Origin of the sequence: Prosthecomicrobium sp. N25, from assembly GCF_037203705.1 — a bacterium.
Lineage (GTDB): Bacteria > Pseudomonadota > Alphaproteobacteria > Rhizobiales > Ancalomicrobiaceae > Prosthecodimorpha.
Genome location: NZ_JBBCAT010000001.1, coordinates 2,295,207 through 2,314,907, shown reverse-complemented (window position 1 = coordinate 2,314,907; position 19,701 = coordinate 2,295,207). Strand labels below are relative to the sequence as shown.

Below are 19,701 nucleotides of genomic sequence, written 5' to 3'. Positions count from 1 at the left end.
TGGGCACCATGACGAGGCGATCGACCATGCGCAGCAGCTTGACGGTCGGGCTCGCGGCCGCCGCCCTGGCTGCCGCCGCGGCTCCGGTGGCGGGCCAATCCGGAGACCCGGCGATCGCCCGCGGGCAGATGGTCGCCCTCGGGTCCGGCATGGACCAGGGGCAGCCGGCCTGCGTGCAGTGCCACGGAATGGACGGCGCGGCGGACGCGTCGGGCGGCGTCCCGCGCATCGGCGGGCAGAGCGGCTGGTACCTCTACAAGACCCTCGGCGACTACGCCTCCGGGCTGCGCCGGAACGACGTGATGACCCCGGTCGCGCGGGCGCTCGGCGAGACGGAACGAGCCTCCGTGGCGGCCTGGTACGCGGCGGTCGCCCCTGCCACGGGCGCGGGGCATCCGGCGGCGGCGGCCGCGCCGGCCGATCTCCTGCAGACAGGCGGCGCGCTCGCGGCGGCCGGGGACCCGACACGCGGGGTGGCGGCCTGCGCGGGCTGCCACGGCCCGAACGGGATCGGCATGGCGCCGGTCTCGCCCGCCCTCGCCGGCCAGCCGGCCGCCTACCTCGCCGCGCAGTTGCGCGCCTGGAAGGAGGGGCGGCGCAGCGGCGACGCGCTCGACGTGATGAAGCAGGTCTCCACGGCTCTCTCGGAGGATCAGATCCGGGCCGTGGCGGCCTACTATGCCGCCATTGCGCCCGCCCCCGCCGGGGTGGGGGCCGCCCCCGTCGCCTCGGAGGCGGCACGGGGCCCGACGGGGGCGACGGGGTCGTCCGGGGAAAAGCCGCCGCTCCTGCCCGGGGGCGGCGCGTCCGGCCTGCGTGGCGACCGTCCGCCCCAACCGGCCGCCGGCCCCGCGTCCGGGAACTGACCGCCGTGGCCCGACACCCGACGCGGCGCGGCGCGGCCATCCTGATCCTCGGCGGTTTCGCCCTGGCGAGCCCGCCAGCGGCGGCGCAGCCTGCCGGCGGTTTCGGGGACGCGGGACGCGGGCGCGCCGTCGTCGAACGGGTCGCCTGCGGGGTCTGCCACCGGATCCCGGGCGTGGCGGGCGCCAGGGGCATCGTCGGGCCGCCGCTCGACGGCTTCGCGGCGCGGCCGCTCCTGGCGGGCCAGTTGCCGAACCGGCCCGAGACGGTCGCACGCTTCGTCGAGGATCCGCCCGCGCTGGTGCCGGCCACGGGCATGCCGCGGATCGGTCTCAGCGGCGAGGAGGCGCGGGACGTGGCCGCCTTCCTGGGTACCCTGAAGTGAGGGGCGCGGCGCGGGCGCAGGCACGGCTTCTCTCCCAACGGGGCGCCCGGGCCGCGGCGGCCGGGGCGGTGTTGCTGGCCTTGCCGGGCTGCAAGGGCGCGCAATCGGCCCTGGACCCGGCCGGACCGGAGGCGCGGGCGGTCGCGGACCTGCACTGGCTGATGACCACCGGAGCAGTGGGCATCTTCGCGCTGGTGGCGATCCTGACCATCGGGGCGATCCTGATCCGCTCGGACGAGCGGGCGCCGGGGAATGAATGGTTCGTGCTCGGGCTCGGCATCGCCTTCCCGGTGGTCGTCCTTTCCGCTCTCCTCTGGCACGGGCTGTCGCTCGCGCGCGACCTTGTCGTCACGGGAGCGCCGGCGCTGCGGGTCGAGGTGACCGGGGAGCAATGGTGGTGGCGGGTCGCCTACCTGGACTCCAAGGGCGCGGTCCGGCTCGCCGACGCGAACGAGATCCACGTGCCTGCGGGGGCGACGGTCGAGGTGGTGCTGAACACCGCGGACGTCATCCATTCCTTCTGGGTGCCGAGCCTGGCCGGCAAGCTCGACATGATCCCGGGCCGCACCAACCGCTTCCGCATCGCGGCGTCCCGGCCGGGGATTTACCGCGGCCAGTGCGCGGAGTACTGCGGCGGCCAGCATGCGCTGATGGCTTTCACGGTGGTGGCGCTGGAGCCGGCGGCGTTCGAGGCCTGGTGGGCCCGGTCCGCGGGGGACGCCGCCGCGCCCGTCACCGAGGCGGAGCGGCGCGGGGCGGCGCTGTTCCAGGTGCAGGGATGCGGGGCCTGCCACACGGTCCGGGGCACCGAGGCGGCGGGGACGGTCGGGCCGGATCTCACCCGGCTCGGCAGCCGCACGACGATCGCGGCCGGGACCTTCCCGCGCAATCCGGGCACGCTCGCCGGCTGGGTCGCCTCGGCGCAGCACCTGAAGCCGGGCAACCGGATGCCGTCCTACGACCGGCTGGAGGGGCGGCAGCTGCGGGACCTCGCCGCCTACCTGGAGAGCCTGAAATGACCGACGCGCGCCTCGGCATCCCGGTCCGCGCCGAGCCGGGCCTGCGGGAGCGGGCCATGCCGCTTCCGAACCCGGGGCCGCGGCCGGCCGGCGAAGTGGAGGCCCTCGCGCGGGTCTGGGCACGGCCGCGGGGCTGGCGGGCCTTCTCGGCGGTGAACAACACCTTCGTCGGCCTCCTCTACATCGGCACGGCGCTGCTCTTCTTCGTGCTCGCAGGCGTGGTCGCACTGGTGATGCGGGTCCAGCTCGCCCAGCCGGGCCTCGACGTCGTCGGCGCGTCGACCTACAACCAGCTCTTCACCATGCACGGAACGGTCATGATGTTCCTGTTCGCCGTGCCGGTGGTGGAGGCGTTCGGGGTCCTGCTCCTACCCAACATGCAGGCGGCGCGCGACCTGCCCTTCCCGCGCCTGTCGGCCTACGCATTCTGGGCCTACGCGATCGGCGGGCTCGCCTTCTTTGCCAGCCTCTTCTTCGGGCTGGCGCCGGACGGCGGCTGGTTCATGTACCCGCCGCTGACCTCGAAGGACTACTCGCCCGGGGTCAACGCGGACTTCTGGCTCCTCGGCATCGGCTTCATCGAGATCTCGGCGATCGCCGGGGCGGTCGAGATCATCGTCGGGGTGCTGAAGACCCGGGCGCCGGGACAGTCCCTCGACAAGCTGCCCATCTACGCCTGGTCCATGCTGGTCTTCGCCATGATGATCGTCGTGGCGTTCCCGGCCGTGATCGTCGCCACGCTGCTGCTCGAGCTGGAGCGCGCCTTCGGCTGGCCCTTCTTCATCGCGGCCAAGGGCGGCGACCCGATCCTGTGGCAGCACCTCTTCTGGTTCTTCGGGCACCCGGAGGTCTACGTCATCTTCCTGCCGGCGGCCGGGATGGTCTCCATGATGGTGTCGGCCCTGGCGGGCGTGCCGCTGGTCGGCTACCGGCTCGTGGTGCTCGCGCTTCTCGGCACCGGCTTCCTCTCCTTCGGGCTCTGGGCGCACCACATGTTCGCGACCGGGCTGCCGACCCTCTCGCTCGGATTCTTCTCGGCGGCCAGCATGGCGGTGGCGGTGCCGACCGGGGTCCAGATCTTCGCCTGGATCGCCACCATCGCGGCCGGCCGCCTCGGGCACTCGACGCCGACCCTCTTCCTGCTCGGCTTCCTGTTCATCTTCGTCATCGGCGGCCTGACGGGCGTGATGGTGGCGATGATGCCCTACGATTGGCAGGTCCACGACACCTACTTCATCGTCGCGCATCTCCACTACGTCCTGATCGGCGGCATGGTCTTTCCGCTCTTCGCCGCCTTCTACTACTGGGCGCCGGTCGTCTCCTCGCGGCCCCTGTCGGAGACGCTCGGGAAGACGTCATTCTGGCTGATGTTCGTCGGGGTGAACGTCACCTTCTTCACCATGCACCTGACGGGCCTCGCCGGCATGCCACGGCGGGTCTACACCTACATTCCGGAGGTCGGCTGGGGGACGCTGAACCTCATCTCCACGGGAGGTGCCTTCCTGATCGCGGCCGGCGTCGCCGTCTTCCTCCTCGACGCGGTGCTGAACTTCCGACCCTTCGGCGGGCGCCGGGCCGGCAACGTCTGGGGTGCCGGGACGCTCGAGTGGCTGCCCTCGGAGGACTACCAGACGCGCTCTATCCCCCACGTGGCGAGCCGCGAGCCCGTGTGGGACCGCCCGTCCCTCGCCCGCGAGGTCGAGGCCGGCCACCACTACCTGCCCGGGTCGGCCACGGGCCGGCGCGAGACGATCGTCACCAGCCCGGTCGAGGCACGCCCGCAGTACATCCTGGCCCTGCCGGGGCCGAGCTGGGCGTCCTTCCTGGCCGCCGTCTTCACGGCCGCCTTCTTCCTCGGCCTGACCGTGCAGCTCACCGTGCCGGCCTTCGCGTGCGGGGTCCTGGCGATCGTGTCGGTGATGGTCTGGATGTGGGACTGCGACCCGGGCCCCTACCATCCGCCGGTCGACATCGGGGGCGGCATCCGCATCCCCGTGCAGGCGACCGGACCGGTCAGCCACGCATGGTGGGCCATGATGGTGCTCATGGTGGTCTCGGGCATGATCTTCGCCTGCGTGGTCGCCACCTACCTCTATCTCTGGACGGCCAATCCGGGCCGCTGGCCCCCGCCCGGGACGACGCGGGCAGACCCGCTCTGGCCCGTCCTCTCCGCCGGCGCCTTCTTGGCGGGAAGCGCGATCGTGGTCCTGGCCGGGCGCCTGCTGCCGGCCCGGCCCCGCCTGCGGGCCGGCGGAGCGGCGGCGCTGATGCTTGCCGCCGCGCCCTGGCCGGCGCTCGGCGTGGCGGCGGAGGTCGCCGGGCACTGGCAGAGCGGGCTGAGGCCCGACGCGTCGAGCTACGGGGCCGCCGTCTATACGATCTCCACCCTGCAGGGTTTCCTGGCCGCCGTGCTGGCGCTCATGGCGGGCTTCGTCGCGGCCCGGGGATTGTCGTCGCGGCTCGACCGGAGCCGGCGCGCGACCTACGACTGCACGATGCTGCTCTGGCACACCGCGACCGCGCAGGGGCTCGCCGGGCTCGCGCTGGTGCACGGCGTGGCCCGGCTCCTGGCCTGAGGGGACGGCGATGGGCTTCCTCGGACGCGCGACCCTGCTCCTCGGCGGCCTGATCGTCTGGGGCTTGCACTTCGGGGCGATCTACGCCGCGAACACGATCCTCTGCACGTTCCACGGCGGCGGCCCGCCCGTGGGCGGTTTCTCCGCGGTCCAGGCGATCGTGGCCGGCGCGACCCTGGCCGCCGCCGCGGCGCTTCTCTCCATCGCGGCCTTCGCGGGCGCCGGCGGACGCGGGACGACCGACCCGGAGACGGGGCGCTTCGTCGTCCGCGTCACCCGCGGCGCCGCGCTCCTGGCGCTCCTGGCGGTCGCCTGGAACGCGCTCGCGGCCTTCGTGCTGCCGGCTTGCGCTTGAGCGCGGGGAGCGAACCGGAGGCGGCCTCGATCGTTCTGCCCTGGCCAACCCGGAGAGACCACGAGCCGCATGACCCCCGTCCGCATCGCCACCTGGAACGTCCACAGCTGCATCGGCACCGACGGCGTTCTGAGCCCGCGCCGCATCGCCGAGGTGATCGCCGAGACGGGCGCGGAGGTGGTGGCCCTGCAGGAGCTGGACGTGGGGCGCCGGCGCACGGGCCGGATCGACCAGGCGGAGGCGATCGCCCTCGAGCTCGGCATGGAGGTCGCCTTCCACCCGGCGCTGCGGGTGGTCGAGGAGGCCTACGGCGACGCGATCCTGTCGACGCGGGCGCTGCGGCTCGTCAAGGCGGACGCCCTGCCCGGCTGGAGTTTCGGGGCGCGCTTCAGGGCGGAGCCGCGCGGCGCGCTCTGGGTCGAGGTCGACGTGGACGGGGCGAAGCTGCAGATGATCAACACCCACCTGGGGCTCGTGCCGGCCGAGCAGCGGGCGCAGGTCGCGGCCCTCCTCGGCCCCGACTGGCTGGGCCATCCGCACTGCCGGGAGCCGACGCTGCTCGTCGGCGACTTCAACGCCCCGCCGCTGGGCCGCACCTACCGGACGCTGGCGGCCCGCTTTGCCGACGTCCAGACGGTCCCCGGGGCCGGCAGGGCGCGGGCGACCTTCCCGAGCCGCCTGCCGCTTCTGCGCATCGACCACGCCTTCACGTGCGGGCCCGTCGCGGTGGCGAAGGCCGAGGTCTTCTCCAGCCCGCTCGCCCGGCTCGCCTCGGACCACCTGCCGCTCGTCATCGACCTCGGGCTCGTGCCCGCCCCGGGGAAGCGCAGTGCCGGGAGTCGCCTGGACCCGGTTCCTGAAGCGGCGCTCGAGGCTGGTTCGAGGCTCTAGGCCTGAACCGGTGGCGTGTGCCGCGGGCCGCCGGACGTGGAACCGGCATGCCGCGCCCGGGTTCTCGGTGGAAGGCCGGCCGCGCTCCTGCGGCGGCCGGCCATCACGCGAGGGGTGACCCGTGAACGTCCAGACCCGGCCCCGTGCCGCCGCGCCCGCCAGGCAGACGATCCAGTGGACGCAGGCGGGGGCCGAGGCACCCGGGGCGGACGACGGCGATCCCGCGCCGCCGCCGAAGCCGGCCTGGAAGATCTGGGGTACGCGGCTCCTCTTCGTCGCCGCGCTGGCACTCGGCATCTGGCTGATCCGGCGCACCTTCGCCCAGTACGGCTGGGACCAGATCCGCGACGCGGTCGCGGCCATCCCGCTAAGCCGGCTCGGGCTGGCAGCCTGCTTCGCCGCGGCGAGCTACGCCTGCCTGACGCTCTTCGATGCGCTGGCGGTGCGCTACATCGGCCACCGGCTGCCCTACCGCCGGACGGCGCTGGCCTCCTTCGTCAGCCTTTCGCTCGGCCATTCGATCGGCTTCGCCGGCCTGTCGAGCGGGGCGATCCGCTACCGCTTCTACCGGCGCTGGGGGCTCCGGCTCTCCGAGGTCGCCAAGCTCGTCGTCTTCTGCGGGATGACGGTCGGTCTCGGGCTCGCGGTCCTGGCGGGCATCGCGCTCCTGGCCGATCCCTGGCTCGCCGAACGGGTCACCGAACTGCCGCCCTCGACGTCGCGCCTCGTCGGTGCGGCCTGCCTCGTCGTGCCGGCGCTCTACATCGGGGTCGCGGCGCTGAGGCCCCGGCCGATTCGGCTCTGGCGCTGGACGCTCGAGGTCCCGCGCCTGCGGATCGCGGCGGCGCAGGTGGCGGTCGGCACGGTCAACTTCGCCCTGGTGGCGGCCTGCCTGCACCAGGCGCTCGCGGCCGTGGGCGAGGCGCCCTACCTGGGCGTCGCCTCCGTGTACGTGCTCGCCAACGTGGCCACCCTCGTGACCCATGTGCCCGGCGGACTCGGCATCATCGAGAGCGTCGTGACGACCCTCATCCCGTCCGCGCACGTGATCGGCGCGGTGGTCGTGTTCCGGCTCGTCTACTTCGTCGTTCCGCTGGCCATCGGCACGATCCTGTTCCTCATCCTGGAGGTGCGCCGGGCCGCGCAGCGCCGGGCGGCCGAGCGTCAGGCCTGAGCGGGCATCCGGGTCGCCTGGAAGGCCTCGCGCAGCCAGCGCCCGCCGTTCTCCACCCAGACTTGGGTGAACCGCACAGACTGGGTTTCGACGGAGGCGGAGCCGGACGCCCGGTAGGTGATGTCGTTGATGCCGGTAACGACCGCGACCATGCCGACGAAGCGGATCTCGACCTCCCGGAACGCCAGCGTGGTGTGCAGCCGGGTCCGGCCGGCGGCATAGGCGAGCCAGTCCGCCCTCCCCTGGGACCCGCCCAGGTAGTCGCCATGGGTGTAGGTGGGAGAGAGCAGATCCTCGAGCACGGCGGCGTCGCCCCGCGCCCAGGCCTCCCCGAACGCCACCATGGCGCGCTCCAGCTCCGAACGGCGGACGTCCGGGTCCTGCGACATGACGCAGCCCTCCCCTCGGCGATCGTCGCGGGGGCCGCCACTCCGGCCGCTCCCTCGGGACTGCCGTCGGGGTCCATCATAGCGCAAAGGCCGCGCCGGGAGCACCCCGGGCGCGGCCCCGCGTCCACCATCCGGCGGCGTGGTCAGCCGATCTGGCCGCCCCCTCGCTTCGTCACCGCGACGACGCTCGGCCGCGGCGGCATGGTCGGTTTGAAGTCCGGCCAGCGCGTCGAGGGGTTCTCGAAGGTTCCGGGGTTCTTCTCGTCCTCGCTCTCGCCGGGATGCTGGACGGCGAGGAAGAGCGTGGTGTCGTCGGGGGTGAAGTAGGGGCCGCACATCTCGGCGCCGTTGGGAACGCGGAAGAACAACTTGGACGTGCCGCGCGCGGCGCCCTCGGTCTCCATCGCCCATAGGCCGTCGTTGCGGCCGGTCTGCTTGGAGTCGTTGCCGTCGGTCGCCACCCACAGGCGGCCGCGGCTGTCGATCGCGCAGTTGTCCGGCATGCCGAACCAGCCGTCCTTGGTTGTCGCCGACGAGAAGGTGGCGCCGACCTTGGCGACGGACGGGTCCCCGCACTTGACCAGGATCTCCCAGCGGAACGTCGTCGCGGCGTGGTCGCCGCCGTCCGGCATGATCTCGATGATGTGGCCGAAGCGGTTGTCGGAGCGCGGATTGGCGGCGTCGACCTGATCGTCCTTGCGGCGGTTGTTGTTGGTCAGCATAGCGTAGACCTTGCCGGTCTTCGGGTTGACGTCGATGTCCTCCGGCCTGTCCATCTTGGTGGCGCCCAGGGCGTCGCCGGCGCTGCGCGCCTCAATGAGCACGTCGGCCTGGTCGCGGAAGCCGTTGGCGGCCGTCAGCGGGCCCTGGCCGTGCACCAGCGGCAGCCACTGGCCCGTGCCGTCGGCGGCGAACTTGGCGACGTAGAGCGTGCCCTTCTCGAGCAGGTCGCGATTGGCCGCCGGGTTGGCGGTGTCCACCTTGCCCTCGGTGACGAACTTGTAGATGTACTCGAAGCGCTCGTCGTCGCCCGAGTAGACGACGAAGCGCCCATCCCTGGCCAGGCCGTTGCCGGCGCCCTCGTGCTTGAAGCGGCCCAGGCCGGTCCGCTTCTTCGGGACGGAGGTCGGATCGCTGGGGTCGATCTCCACGACCCAGCCGAAGCGGTTCACCTCGTTGGGATCCTTCTCCGCGGCGAAGCGGTCGTAGTACTTGCCCCAGGCGTAGCGGTTGCCGGGGGCGCCGTAGCGCTTCATCGCCTTGGCCTCCGGGTGGCTGTCGGCGATCTGACCCCAGAAGTAGCCGTTGATGTTCTCCTCGCAGGTCAGCCAGGTGCCCCAGGGGGTCACGCCGCCCGCGCAGTTGTTGAACATGCCGAAGACCTTGGTGCCGGTCGGGTCGGCCTTGGTCTTCATGCGATCGGAGCCGGCCGCCGCCCCGGTGATCGACATCTCGGTCTCGGCGGTGATGCGGCGGTTGTAGCGGGAGTCCCGAACGAGTTGCCACTTGCCGCCCGTGCGGCGGATCTCGATCACGGAGCCGCCGTGGGCCGCCATCTCGATGTCGACCATTTCCTTGGTGGTCTTGTTGAAGTTGTTCTCCTTGGTGTCCTGGATGCCGACGCCCGGGAACATCAGCTCCTCGTTCGTGTACTCGTGGTTGACGACGAGGAGGCCCCGGTCGCCCGAGGCGTCGAGCGGTATGAAGCCGAGGAAGTCGTTGTTGTATCCGAACTGGCGCTTCTGCTTCTCCGCGGTCTGCGCGAGCGGATCGAACTCGGGCGCATCGGGGAAGATCGGGTCGCCCCAGCGGATCAGGATGTCGGCGTCGTAGCCGTCGGCCACATAATGCTTGTCGTCGCTGCCGGCCGCGACCTCCTTGAAGTCGAAGCTCGGCGTCGCGCTCGCCTGGGCCTCGGCGCGGCCGGCCGCGAGCGCGAGGGGGCTGACGGTCGCCGTGATGGCGCCGACGGCGAGCACGCCGCGCATCAGGTCGCGACGGCTGAAGCGTTCGGCGATCATGTCGCCCATGGTCGGGTTGGCCGAGGCGTTGGACCCGCGGTCCTCGCCTTCCTCGGCCTGCACGGAGATCGGAATCTGGGCTTCTCGGGTCATGGGTGGTCTCCTCCACGCGTCATGTTTTCGTTATCCCCGGAGTGTTGCAGGCCCGTGACGGGCCCGCAATTCCGAAGCGGGCGCGGGAGGAGATTTTCCGGTCGAGGGGCGGGAGAGCGGCGTCAGCGCCCGCCGCCGATGGCGGCCGGGAGGCGGGCGATCGCGCGGTCGAGGATCGGGGCGAGCAGGCGTCGGCCGGCGGGCTCGATGCGGGCCCAGACGACCCAGGCGAGGCCAAAGACGCCCGCGGTGATGAGGAGGGCCGCGAGCGGGCCGGGCACGCCGGCCGGGACGAGGCGGTCGATCAGGACGTAGCCGATGTTCTGATGGAGAAGATAGGCCGGATAGGTCGCGCCGCCGGCGGCGAGCGTCAGGCCGGCCAGGCGGGCCGGCACCCGGGCGGCGGCCGCGGCGGCGACGAGGCCGAAGATCGCGAAATGGACCAGCACCACGGCCGCGGGGTCGGCCTTGAAGCCGTAGAGGCGGTCGAGGCCGCCCGAATAGGGCACCGAGTGGACGACCGCCACGAAGACCGAGGCGGTCAGCAGGGCGAGCAGGATTGGCTTCTGGCCCTCGGCGCGGATCCGGTAGAGGACGACGCCGCCCAGGAACTCGCCCGCGAAGGAGGTCAGGAACAGGCGGTCCAGAATGGCCGAGCCGAGGAACAGATTGACGAGCGAGACGGCCAGCCAGACGAGGCCGATCTCGGCGATCCGGCGCGGCCAGAGGCCGAGCGCCATGGCGAGGAACACCCAGCCGTAGAAGGTCAGTTCGGTGACGATCGACCAATAGGCGCCGTCGACGAAGGGTTGCCCGAGAAGCTGCGGCAGGAAGATCAGGTTGGCGACCCACATGGCGGGGCCGATGGGGAAATTCGGGTCGCGCGCCAGCGCCAGCACCAGTGCGGTGACCGTCATGCAGACCACGAAGGCCGGCCAGAGGCGGAGGAGGCGCGCCCGGGCGAAGGCGAGCGGGCTGCGGCCCTCCGACGACCAGGCGATGACGAAGCCCGAGATGACGAAGAAGAGGTCGACGCCGGCATAGCCGTAGGCCGCGACCCCCTCCACGGCGGGGAACGGGACGCCGGTCCAGCCGGAGACCGGGCCGCGGAAGAGGAGATGAAAGGCGACCACGGCCAGGACGGCGACGACGCGCAGGCCGTCGAGCCCGGGCAGGCGCTCGGCCGCCGCGGGCTTGGCGGCCGCCTTGCGCGCGGCGGCGGCCACGGCCGCGGCGGGCACCGGGGGCGGCGCCTCGGCGGCAAGGCTGCGGGCGAGAGCGGCTCGGGCGATCCGGGCGGCGTGGTCGGTCATCGGGGATCCTCGGCGGCGAGCCGGCAGGATGCGGCGTCGGCCCCTCGCTGTCATGCGCAACCGCTTGGCAAGGTTACCGCCGTGTCAATCATGTCACGGCGCTGACAATCGCCTGACGATCCTGTCAGGAACCCTTGATGCCGGGCCGACGTTCCGCTATCTGAAGGTCACCAGGCCGGGCCCCTCTGGCAGCGCACCGACGACGTCGGCGCTGCGATGTCGGACTGGATCCATTGTGGAGTGGCCCGACAGGTATCCGGTTCGACGGACGGGTCGACATGGCTCCTTCCGCGCGCGGGCCCTCCCGCCGCGCGCCGACGGTGTCGCCGACCTCTCCCCTCCCCGGCCCGCCGGGCCTCTCCCCGACGCGATTCCGTGTGGAGAGGTACGACCCATGTCCGAAATCCTGTCGAGCGGAGTAATCTCCGCCTTTCTCCAGGTCATCATGATCGACCTGGTGCTCGCCGGCGACAACGCCATCGTGATTGGCCTGGCCGCCGCCGGGCTTCCGCGCGAGCAGCGCAACAAGGCCATCCTGATCGGCATCGTGGCCGCCACCGGCCTGCGCATCGTCTTCGCCGGCCTGACGACCCAGCTCCTCCAGATCGTCGGCCTCCTGCTCGCCGGCGGCATCCTGCTCCTCTGGGTGTGCTGGAAGATGTGGCGCGAGCTGCGCACCACCCATGCCGAGGAGGTCGACGCCGAGGAGGCGCTGGAAGATGTCGACATCAACGCCGACGGCACGATCGCGGCGGGCCCACCGGGGGCGCCGCAGAAGACCTTCGCGCAGGCGGCCTGGCAGATCGTCGTCGCCGACGTCTCCATGTCGCTCGACAACGTGCTGGCGGTGGCCGGCGCGGCGCGCGAGCATCCCTGGGTGCTGGTCTTCGGCCTCGTCCTCTCCATCGCGCTGATGGGCATCGCGGCGAGCTTCATCGCCAAGCTGCTGCAGAAGCATCGCTGGATCGCCTATGTGGGTCTCGCCGTGATCCTCTACGTGGCCCTCGACATGATCTGGCGCGGCACCCACGAGGTCGCCCCGCTGGTCGCCGCCATGCTGTGAGGGCTCTGCCCGGGCCAAGTCCTTGGCCGGGCGGAACCTTAGCGGCCGTTACGCATTCGATTCCCGCGCGTCGTCCGCTTGGGCTGCGCGCGGGAACGCCCCCGTCCCGGTGGGCGCGTCCTTCGGTGGAAGGCATGAATGCGAGGCGAGCCGGCATGCTGCGGCGTTTGAGCGAGACCGAGACCGCGATCCTCGGCGGCATCTCCGAGGTTCAGGACGAGCGGCGCGAGCCGCACCGGATCCTGCGCCCCGGCGAGACCTGCTGGCGCCTCGAGGAGGCCGACAGGGCCGCCGTGCTGGTCGACGCGGAGGCCTATTTCGCCGCCCTCGACACGGCGCTGCGGCAGGCGCGCCGGTCCATCACGATCCTGGGCTGGGATTTCGATGGCAAGATCACGCTGCGGCCCGAGCCGGACGCGCCCGCGCTCGGCGACCTCCTGCGCTCACTCGTGGAGGACCATCCGGAGCTCGAGGTGCGGATCCTGGTCTGGAGCGTCGCGGTCGTGCACGCGCCGGGCGCGCCCCTGCCGCTCCTCATCGGGGCGCCCTGGCAGGACCACCCGCGCATCAGCGTGCGGCTCGATTCCAAGCACCCGATCTACGCCGCGCATCACCAGAAGCTCGTCGCCATCGACGACAGCCTCGCCTTCGTGGGCGGCATGGACCTGACCGTCCGGCGCTGGGACAGCTGCCGGCACGAGGCCGACGACCCGCGCCGCGTCACCTACGAGGGCAAGGCCTACGGGCCGGTGCACGACGTGCAGGCCGTCGTCGACGGCCCGGCGGCGGTGGCGCTCGGCGACCTGGCGCGGGAGCGCTGGCGGATCGCGACCGGCGAGGTCGTGCCGGCACCCGTCCGGAACCCGGGGATCTGGCCGGAAGGCGTGGAGCCGGAATTCCTGCGCGAGCCGATCGGCATCGCGCGGACGCATCCCGCCTGGGGGCCGCACGAGCCCGTGCGCGAGGCGGCACTCCTGACCGCGGAGGCGATCCGGGCGGCCCGCCGCTCCATCTACATCGAGGCGCAGTACCTGACGGCCCGCTACATCCGCGACATCCTGGTCGACCACCTGAAGCGGGAGGACGGCCCGGAGGTGGTGGTCGTGCTGACCTTCTGCGCACGCGGCTTCTTCGAGAAGCTCGTGATGGGCATCAACGGCGAGCGCCTGATCCGGCATCTCAGGCGGCACGACCGCCACGACCGGCTGCGCGTCTTCTACCCGTCCTCGCCCGGGCGGGAGGAGACGGAGTGCCCGATCCACGTGCACGCCAAGGTGGTCGTCGTCGACGACCTCCTACTCCGGATCGGGTCGTCCAACCTGAACAACCGTTCGGTCGGCCTCGACACGGAATGCGACATCGCCATCGAGGGGACGAGCCCGGCGACCCGCCGGCGCATCGCCGCCATCCGGGACCGCCTGCTCGGTGAGCACCTCGACGCGGAGCCCGAGGCGGTCGGCCGGACACACGCCGAGGAGGGCTCGCTCATCCGCACGATCGACCGCCTCAACGCCAATCCGCGGCGGCTGAAGCTCTCGCCGGCCTTCGACAGCCGGGGCGCCGTCCGCTCCATGCCGGGCACGTTCCTGCTCGATCCCGGCAAGCCGTTCGAGCCGCTGTGGTTCCTGAAGAAGCGGACCTGAAACCGGGATCACGCGCGCCACACCTGATCGTGATACCCTCGCCGCCGCGGAAGGCCTTGCGCCTCTCCGGGGCGGCGGCTATTCCGCGCCCTCCCGATGGTCAGGGGAGCGGCGCCGGTTCGATCCGGCGCCGGGCCAATCGGAGGAAGTGTACATGATCGGGAATTGGTTCCTGCGCCTCGGCGTGCTCGCGGCCCTCACGGGCATGGGCCTCGGCATCGTCATGGGGGCCTCGCACGACCACAGCCTCGCGCCCGTCCACGCCCATATCAATCTCGTCGGCTTCGTGTCGATGTTCCTGGCGGGCCTCTTCTACAAGGTCGTGCCGGCGGCGGAGGGCAAGGCGGCGGGCCTGCATCTCGGGCTCGCGACGACAGGCCTCGTGCTGATCGCGCCGGGGATCGCGGGGGCGGTGCTGTCGAAGCCCTGGGGGGAACCGGTCGCCATCGCGGGCTCGCTCGTCACCATCTCGGCCATGCTGGTCTTCGCCGCGATCGTCACCGCTCACACGCGCCGTGCCCCGGCGGCGAGCCGGATCGCCATGCCGGCGACGTCCGCGCTCAACGGCTGAGGCCGGGCAGCGCCTTCGCGCCGAGCGGAGCGCCTCGCCTGATCGCGCGCGGCGCGAGACGGGGCGCTCCGGCCCGCTCCCGGTGCCGGATCGCGCCGACGATCCGCAGCGGACCCACAGGAACGGAACCGGAACATTTTGGTCGCGGCGCGCTCTGATCCGTGAGACAATCACAGGCGATTCGTGGTAGCACCCGCCCATGACGCCGTCCGACCGGAGCCCCATGGCCAAGTCCCAAGACCTCTTCGCGAAGCTCCCCGAGCCGGAGGCCCCGCCGCGTCCGGCCGCGCCCGCGCCGAAGCCCCTGCGGGCGGTTCCGATGCGGTCCGGCACGCCCGGGGAGGCCGAGTACAACGCTTCCCACATCGAGGTCCTGGAGGGGCTCGAGCCGGTGCGCCGGCGGCCCGGCATGTATATCGGCGGTACGGACGAGAAGGCGCTGCACCACCTCTTCGCCGAGGTGATCGACAACGCGATGGACGAGGCCGTGGCGGGCCATGCCAGCTTCATCGACGTGCGGCTGGAGGCGGACGGGACGCTGACAGTCTCGGACAACGGTCGCGGCATTCCGGTCGACCCGCATCCCAAGTATCCGGGCAAATCGGCGCTCGAAGTCATCATGACGATGCTCCATTCGGGCGGCAAGTTCGACGGCAAGGCTTACGAGACGTCGGGCGGCCTGCACGGGGTCGGCGTTTCGGTGGTCAACGCGCTGTCCGAGAGCCTCGAGGTCGAGGTCGCCAAGAACCGTCGGCTCTACCGGCAGCGCTTTTCGCGCGGGCATCCGGTGACCGGGCTCGAGGAGCTCGGCGAGGTCATGAACCGGCGCGGGACGACCGTGCGCTTCCGCCCCGATCCGCAGATCTTCGGGCCGGCGGCGAAGTTCGACCCCTCACGGGTCTTCCGGATGACGCGGTCGAAGGCCTATCTCTTCGGCGGGGTGGAGATCCGGTGGTCCTGCCCGACGGAGCTGGTGGCGGGCGGCGAGACGCCCGACAAGGCGGTCTTCCATTTTCCCGGGGGCCTGAAGGACTTCCTGGCGGAGAAGCTGAAGGGCGAGCGGCTCGCCGTCGACGACGTCTTCGCGGGGCGGACGGCGAAGACCTCGGGCCACGGCGCGGTCGAATGGGCGGTCGCCTGGTTCGCCGGCGACGGTTTCGTCTCCTCCTACTGCAACACGGTGCCGACGCCGGAGGGGGGCACGCACGAGCAGGGCCTCAGGGTCGCGCTGCTCAGGGGCTTGCGCGCCTATGCGGATCTGGTCGGCAACAAGCGGGCCGCCATCCTGACCGCCGAGGACGTCATGACGACGGCCGGGGCGATGCTCTCGGTCTTCATCCGGGAGCCGGAGTTCGTCGGCCAGACCAAGGACAAGCTCGCCACCGCCGAGGCCCTGCGCATCGTCGACACGGCCATCAAGGACGCCTTCGACCACTGGCTCGCGGGCTCGCGCGCGCAGGCCGACCGGCTGCTCGACTGGTCGCTGGAGCGGGCCGACGAGCGGCTTAGACGGCGGCAGGAGAAGGAGATCCTGCGCAAGACGCCGATCCGCAAGCTGCGCCTTCCCGGCAAGCTGGCGGACTGCTCGGACACGGCCGCGCAGGGGTCGGAGCTCTTCATCGTTGAGGGCGATTCGGCCGGCGGCTCGGCCAAGCAGGCGCGCGACCGGCGTTCGCAGGCGGTGCTGCCGCTCCGCGGCAAGATCCTCAACGTGGCCAACGCGACGCGCGACAAGCTCGGCGCCAACCAGCAGCTCGCCGACCTGGTGCAGGCGCTCGGCTGCGGGGTCGGAAAGGCCTGGCGCGAGGAGGACCTGCGCTACGACAAGATCATCGTGATGACCGACGCGGACGTGGACGGCGCCCACATCGCCTCGCTGCTCATCACCTTCTTCTACCGCGAGATGCCGGACCTGATCCGGCGCGGCCATCTCTATCTGGCGGTGCCGCCGCTCTACCGGATCACCCACGGCTCCAAGACCGTCTACGCCCGCGACGACGCCCACAAGGCCGAGCTCATGGCGTCCGTCTTCAGGAACAAGAAGCCCGAGATCGGCCGTTTCAAGGGCCTCGGCGAGATGATGCCGTTCCAGCTCAAGGAAACCACCATGGACCCGAAGACCCGGACGCTCCTGCGCGTCGAGGTCATCGAGGGCCAGGAGGACGCGACCAAGGACTCCGTCGAGCGCCTGATGGGCAACAAGCCCGAAGCCCGCTTCGCCTTCATCACCGAAAAAGCCGCCTTCGCGAGCGATCTCGATCTGGATATCTGAGGGGGTCTATTCTTGAGTGACAATACCTACCACGTGCCGCGACTGGACGATCGTTCAATAATTCGATTCCTAAGGGCGTCTATTGCGGAATTCCCACTTCTATCGGCTTCAATTTATGTCCAAGGGTACCCTGAATCAATAAGCCTCTCCAGTGCTGAAGTTGAAATGTTGATTGCTCACCCCTCTTCTTCGGCAATTCATCAAGCGCAGTTGCAGGTTCCGGGGTTTACTTTCACGATTGCGAGGACAAGTAACGCGGACTCAATTCTTGATAGAGTTAACACTAATTGGATCCACAATTCCCCTCAGAATGGGGGGGGTGCAACCTGAGAATCGAGAGCAGCTGTTCGCATTTCTATTGTTTGCTCATAAGGAAATAGGTAAGTATGCATTTGCTTCTAACAAGGGAAAGATTGATACGCTCAACGTAAGTTCAACGATCCAGGCTCTTGAAGCCACTCAACTGTCTATAATTGAAAAATACAATACGTTGCTTGTCGATAACATCAACACTCTCGAACAGGAACGAAGGCGACTCAGTACTGAATTCGAAGCTGAACGCGCTTCACTTTTAGCGAGGCATGAAGAACAAAATATCAGGCTTGAGGCTCAGCGATCGGAACTCGAAGCAATTAGAAGGCAAGTAGATGATAGAACTAATACTCATGCAAGACGTGAAATCCGGAAGGATATAAAATCTGCTCTGGAAGCTCAGGTTTCTAAGTTCGCCCTCAGTAAAGATACAGTCGGTCTTCGGACCCCTATCACCATAACATGCTTCATCTTTATTTGCATATCAGCATGTGCAATGATTTTTAGTTTCTGGGATGTTCATGAGTACCTCTCACAGGAACGCGACCGAGATCTAGTCATGATTGGATGGCTCATGCTTCGCTCGCTTCTTGCCTTTGCTGTGCTCGTGAGCTTGTTGGGATTTTATCTTCGCTGGCAGAATGAATGGTTCAAGAGAAACTCCGAAGCTGAGTTTGTTGTTAGACAAACGCAGATCGACATTGACCGCGCAAGTTGGGCGATAGAGTCCGCGCTGGAATGGCAGATGGCACGCCAGAGCGACATACCCGAAGCATTATTGACAGGCATAACACACGACTTGTTCCGTCGGACGCCGCAGAGTTCAGAGGCCGTTCAACTAAACGCAGCGGACCACCTTGCCTCGGCGATACTAGGGTCTGCATCTAAGCTCCGGCTCGATAGCACGGGTGCAGCGCTGGAGCTCGACCGCAAAGGTTTGAGTAGACTCGAGAAATGAAGTGAGGTCTCTCCGTCCATCTCTTAACGCGAATTCCTCTTAGGGTGCTGGCCTAGCATGATTCTCTCCACGAAGAGGAAACCCGCCGCGATGGCGCCGGCAAGGAAGACGGCGAGCGCGGCGTAGTGGAGGAGGACGATGGCCGGGCTTGCCTCGGGGGCGAGGGCCCAGAGGCGGCCGGCGATCTTGATCGTCATGAACAGCGCGACGACGAGGGACAATCCCCATTGGGCGCGGTCGAGGGTCATGGCGGGTCTCCCGGATCTGACTGTGGCGATCCTGGGGCGCGGGCCTTGAACCCGTCTTGAAATGGCCGTTCATCTGGTCTTCACGTGTCCGGCCCGGAAACCAGCGCGGCGAATCCGCCGCCTTCAGAGACGGTCCCGCCCATGATCCGACGCACCCTCCTCGGCCTCGTCCTCCTTGCCGCGGCCGCTCAGCCCGGCCGGGCGGACCCGGCCTCCGACCGGATCGCGCAGATCCCGGCCGAGGTGGAGGAGATGCGGCTCGTCGGCGAGTGGTCGACCTCCGGCAAGGCGGGCGCCTACCGGATCGTGGTGACACGCTCGGGCACGACCGAGATCCGGGCCCGCTTCTATGTGCAGTGGATCGCCTACACGCAGGCCGGGCCGTCCGTGGAGGCGAGCCTGGAGATCGCGGAGGTCTTCGAACTCGGGGCGGACGTCAAGGAGACCACGGTCGAGATGGACGGCGACCGCCTGGTGCTGACCTTCGATCTCGAAGGTGGCGGCGCGGCCGAGGGCACCTACGAGGCGATCGTCAAGGCCCCGGGCGACTACACGTTCCAGAAGGCCGGCAACTGAAGCCTGGGGCCCGCGCGGGCCCGCGCAGGCCCTCCCCCGCCCGTCAGGCGTCCAGCCATTGGCCGAGCGCGGTCGAGACCGGCTCGGGGGCCTCGAGCGTCGACAGGTGGCCGGCGCCCGGCACGACGACGAGACGGCTGCCCGGGATGCCCTGGTGCATCTCGCGGGCGAGATCGGGCGGCGTGATGGCGTCCTGCTCGCCGACCAGGACCAGGGTCGGGCAGGCGATGCGGGCGAGGTCCGGGCGGGAGTCCGGGCGGCCGAGGATCGCCGACTGCTGGCGGATGAAGCCGTCGCGGCCCGTGGCCTCGGCCATCCGGCGGACAAGGGCGACCAGCGCGGGGTCGGCCCGTCCCCGCTCCGACAGGAGGCGCGGGAGCTGCAGGTCGGGGATGCGGGCGAAGCCGCCGTTCCAGGCGATCTCGATCTGCTGGCGGCGGGACTGGCGGGTCTCGTCGGTGTCGGCGCGCGCCTGGGTGTCGAGGAGGGCGAGGCGCTCCACCCGGTGCGGGGCCTGGCGCAGGATCTCGAAGGCGATGTAGCCGCCCATTGAGAGGCCGGCGAGCGCGAAGCGCGGCGGGGCGTCGGCGAGGATCGAGGCGGCGAGCCCCGCCATCGAATCGTGGCCGGTTTGGTCGGCGACCACGAGGGTCCGCCCGGCGCCGAGGGCATCGATCTGCTCCGACCAAAGGGACGCGGTGCAGTTGAGGCCGGGGATCATGAGAAGCGGAAGATTCGACAAGGCAGACCTCTCCGAAATCAGGCGGCTCCCGATGTTGGTCGAAGTCGGCGAAGAAATCGCCGCCGAAATCGGGATCGAGTTCACGCCTCGGGCGTTTCGACATTGACTTTTTGGTTTCGCACCGTATGTTCCGGGAGCCTTTCGCACTGCATCATGAACTCTGCGGATCGCCCCTCGCATGCGAAAACGAAACGAACCGCAGCCGGTTCCGGCGCCGGTCGGGGCGATGCAGCAAC

The 19,701-nt window shown here is 70.0% G+C and carries 18 protein-coding genes; 13 read left to right on the top strand and 5 right to left on the bottom strand.

All coding sequences use genetic code 11. The features are described 5' to 3' along the window. Positions 1-26 precede the first annotated feature (26 nt). The 7 genes from WBG79_RS10465 to WBG79_RS10435 all read left to right on the top strand — a co-directional run bounded on the left by WBG79_RS10465 (position 27) and on the right by WBG79_RS10435 (position 7,264). Positions 27-866 (top strand): c-type cytochrome, encoded by an 840-nt coding sequence (locus WBG79_RS10465; RefSeq protein ID WP_337357048.1) that lies wholly within the window; start codon positions 27-29, stop codon positions 864-866. A gap of 5 nt (positions 867-871) precedes the next feature. Next, positions 872-1,249 (top strand): c-type cytochrome, encoded by a 378-nt coding sequence (locus tag WBG79_RS10460; protein ID WP_337357047.1) that lies wholly within the window; start codon positions 872-874, stop codon positions 1,247-1,249. Positions 1,250-1,317: 68 nt separating this feature from the next. Next, complete coding sequence (locus tag WBG79_RS10455) at positions 1,318-2,268, top strand: cytochrome c oxidase subunit II (RefSeq protein ID WP_337357046.1); 951 nt, start codon at positions 1,318-1,320, stop codon at positions 2,266-2,268. Between the two features lie 56 nt (positions 2,269-2,324). After that, positions 2,325-4,844, top strand: coding sequence for a cbb3-type cytochrome c oxidase subunit I (locus tag WBG79_RS10450; RefSeq protein ID WP_337357922.1), 2,520 nt, complete (start codon positions 2,325-2,327; stop codon positions 4,842-4,844). 10 nt (positions 4,845-4,854) lie between these two features. Beyond that, on the top strand, positions 4,855-5,199 hold the full coding sequence (locus WBG79_RS10445) for a hypothetical protein (protein ID WP_337357045.1): 345 nt from the start codon (positions 4,855-4,857) through the stop codon (positions 5,197-5,199). Positions 5,200-5,268: 69 nt separating this feature from the next. Beyond that, positions 5,269-6,090 carry an endonuclease/exonuclease/phosphatase family protein gene (locus WBG79_RS10440; RefSeq protein ID WP_337357044.1) on the top strand — a complete coding sequence of 274 codons (822 nt, stop codon included), beginning with the start codon at positions 5,269-5,271 and terminating at the stop codon, positions 6,088-6,090. A 250-nt stretch (positions 6,091-6,340) separates the two neighbouring features. Next, positions 6,341-7,264, top strand: coding sequence for a lysylphosphatidylglycerol synthase domain-containing protein (locus WBG79_RS10435; protein ID WP_443147450.1), 924 nt, complete (start codon positions 6,341-6,343; stop codon positions 7,262-7,264). Here WBG79_RS10435 and WBG79_RS10430 read toward each other — a convergent pair. From WBG79_RS10430 to WBG79_RS10420, 3 genes are all read right to left on the bottom strand, one after another. Then, positions 7,255-7,653 (bottom strand): nuclear transport factor 2 family protein, encoded by a 399-nt coding sequence (locus WBG79_RS10430; RefSeq protein ID WP_337357042.1) that lies wholly within the window; start codon positions 7,651-7,653, stop codon positions 7,255-7,257. The genes WBG79_RS10435 and WBG79_RS10430 overlap by 10 nt on opposite strands. 143 nt (positions 7,654-7,796) lie before the next feature. Beyond that, the gene (locus WBG79_RS10425; RefSeq protein WP_337357041.1) at positions 7,797-9,767 is read right to left on the bottom strand and encodes a PhoX family protein; all 1,971 of its coding nucleotides are present in this window, start codon (positions 9,765-9,767) and stop codon (positions 7,797-7,799) included. 122 nt (positions 9,768-9,889) lie between these two features. Next, a complete protein-coding gene (locus WBG79_RS10420; protein WP_337357040.1) occupies positions 9,890-11,080 on the bottom strand; it encodes an acyltransferase family protein in 1,191 nt (396 codons plus the stop codon). Between the two features lie 394 nt (positions 11,081-11,474). Between WBG79_RS10420 and WBG79_RS10415 the strand changes: the two genes are divergently transcribed. The 5 genes from WBG79_RS10415 (at position 11,475) to WBG79_RS10395 (ending at position 17,899) form a co-directional block, all read left to right on the top strand. Next, entirely contained in the window at positions 11,475-12,143 is a 669-nt protein-coding gene (locus tag WBG79_RS10415; RefSeq protein WP_337357039.1) for a TerC family protein, read from the top strand. Between the two features lie 155 nt (positions 12,144-12,298). After that, positions 12,299-13,786, top strand: coding sequence for a phospholipase D-like domain-containing protein (locus WBG79_RS10410; RefSeq protein ID WP_337357038.1), 1,488 nt, complete (start codon positions 12,299-12,301; stop codon positions 13,784-13,786). Positions 13,787-13,940: 154 nt separating this feature from the next. After that, a complete protein-coding gene (locus WBG79_RS10405) occupies positions 13,941-14,357 on the top strand; it encodes a hypothetical protein (RefSeq protein ID WP_337357037.1) in 417 nt (138 codons plus the stop codon). Between the two features lie 223 nt (positions 14,358-14,580). Beyond that, complete coding sequence (parE, locus tag WBG79_RS10400) at positions 14,581-16,629, top strand: DNA topoisomerase IV subunit B (protein ID WP_337357036.1); 2,049 nt, start codon at positions 14,581-14,583, stop codon at positions 16,627-16,629. Positions 16,630-16,948: 319 nt separating this feature from the next. Further along, the gene (locus WBG79_RS10395) at positions 16,949-17,899 is read left to right on the top strand and encodes a hypothetical protein (protein WP_337357035.1); all 951 of its coding nucleotides are present in this window, start codon (positions 16,949-16,951) and stop codon (positions 17,897-17,899) included. Between the two features lie 23 nt (positions 17,900-17,922). Here WBG79_RS10395 and WBG79_RS10390 read toward each other — a convergent pair whose 3' ends face one another. Beyond that, a complete protein-coding gene (locus tag WBG79_RS10390; RefSeq protein ID WP_337357034.1) occupies positions 17,923-18,147 on the bottom strand; it encodes a hypothetical protein in 225 nt (74 codons plus the stop codon). Positions 18,148-18,288: 141 nt separating this feature from the next. On the opposite strand from WBG79_RS10390, the gene WBG79_RS10385 reads away from it, so the two are divergent. Further along, a complete protein-coding gene (locus WBG79_RS10385) occupies positions 18,289-18,723 on the top strand; it encodes a hypothetical protein (RefSeq protein ID WP_337357033.1) in 435 nt (144 codons plus the stop codon). Between the two features lie 43 nt (positions 18,724-18,766). Here WBG79_RS10385 and WBG79_RS10380 read toward each other — a convergent pair whose 3' ends face one another. After that, positions 18,767-19,465, bottom strand: coding sequence for an alpha/beta fold hydrolase (locus WBG79_RS10380; RefSeq protein ID WP_337357032.1), 699 nt, complete (start codon positions 19,463-19,465; stop codon positions 18,767-18,769). Positions 19,466-19,701: the final 236 nt, after the last annotated feature.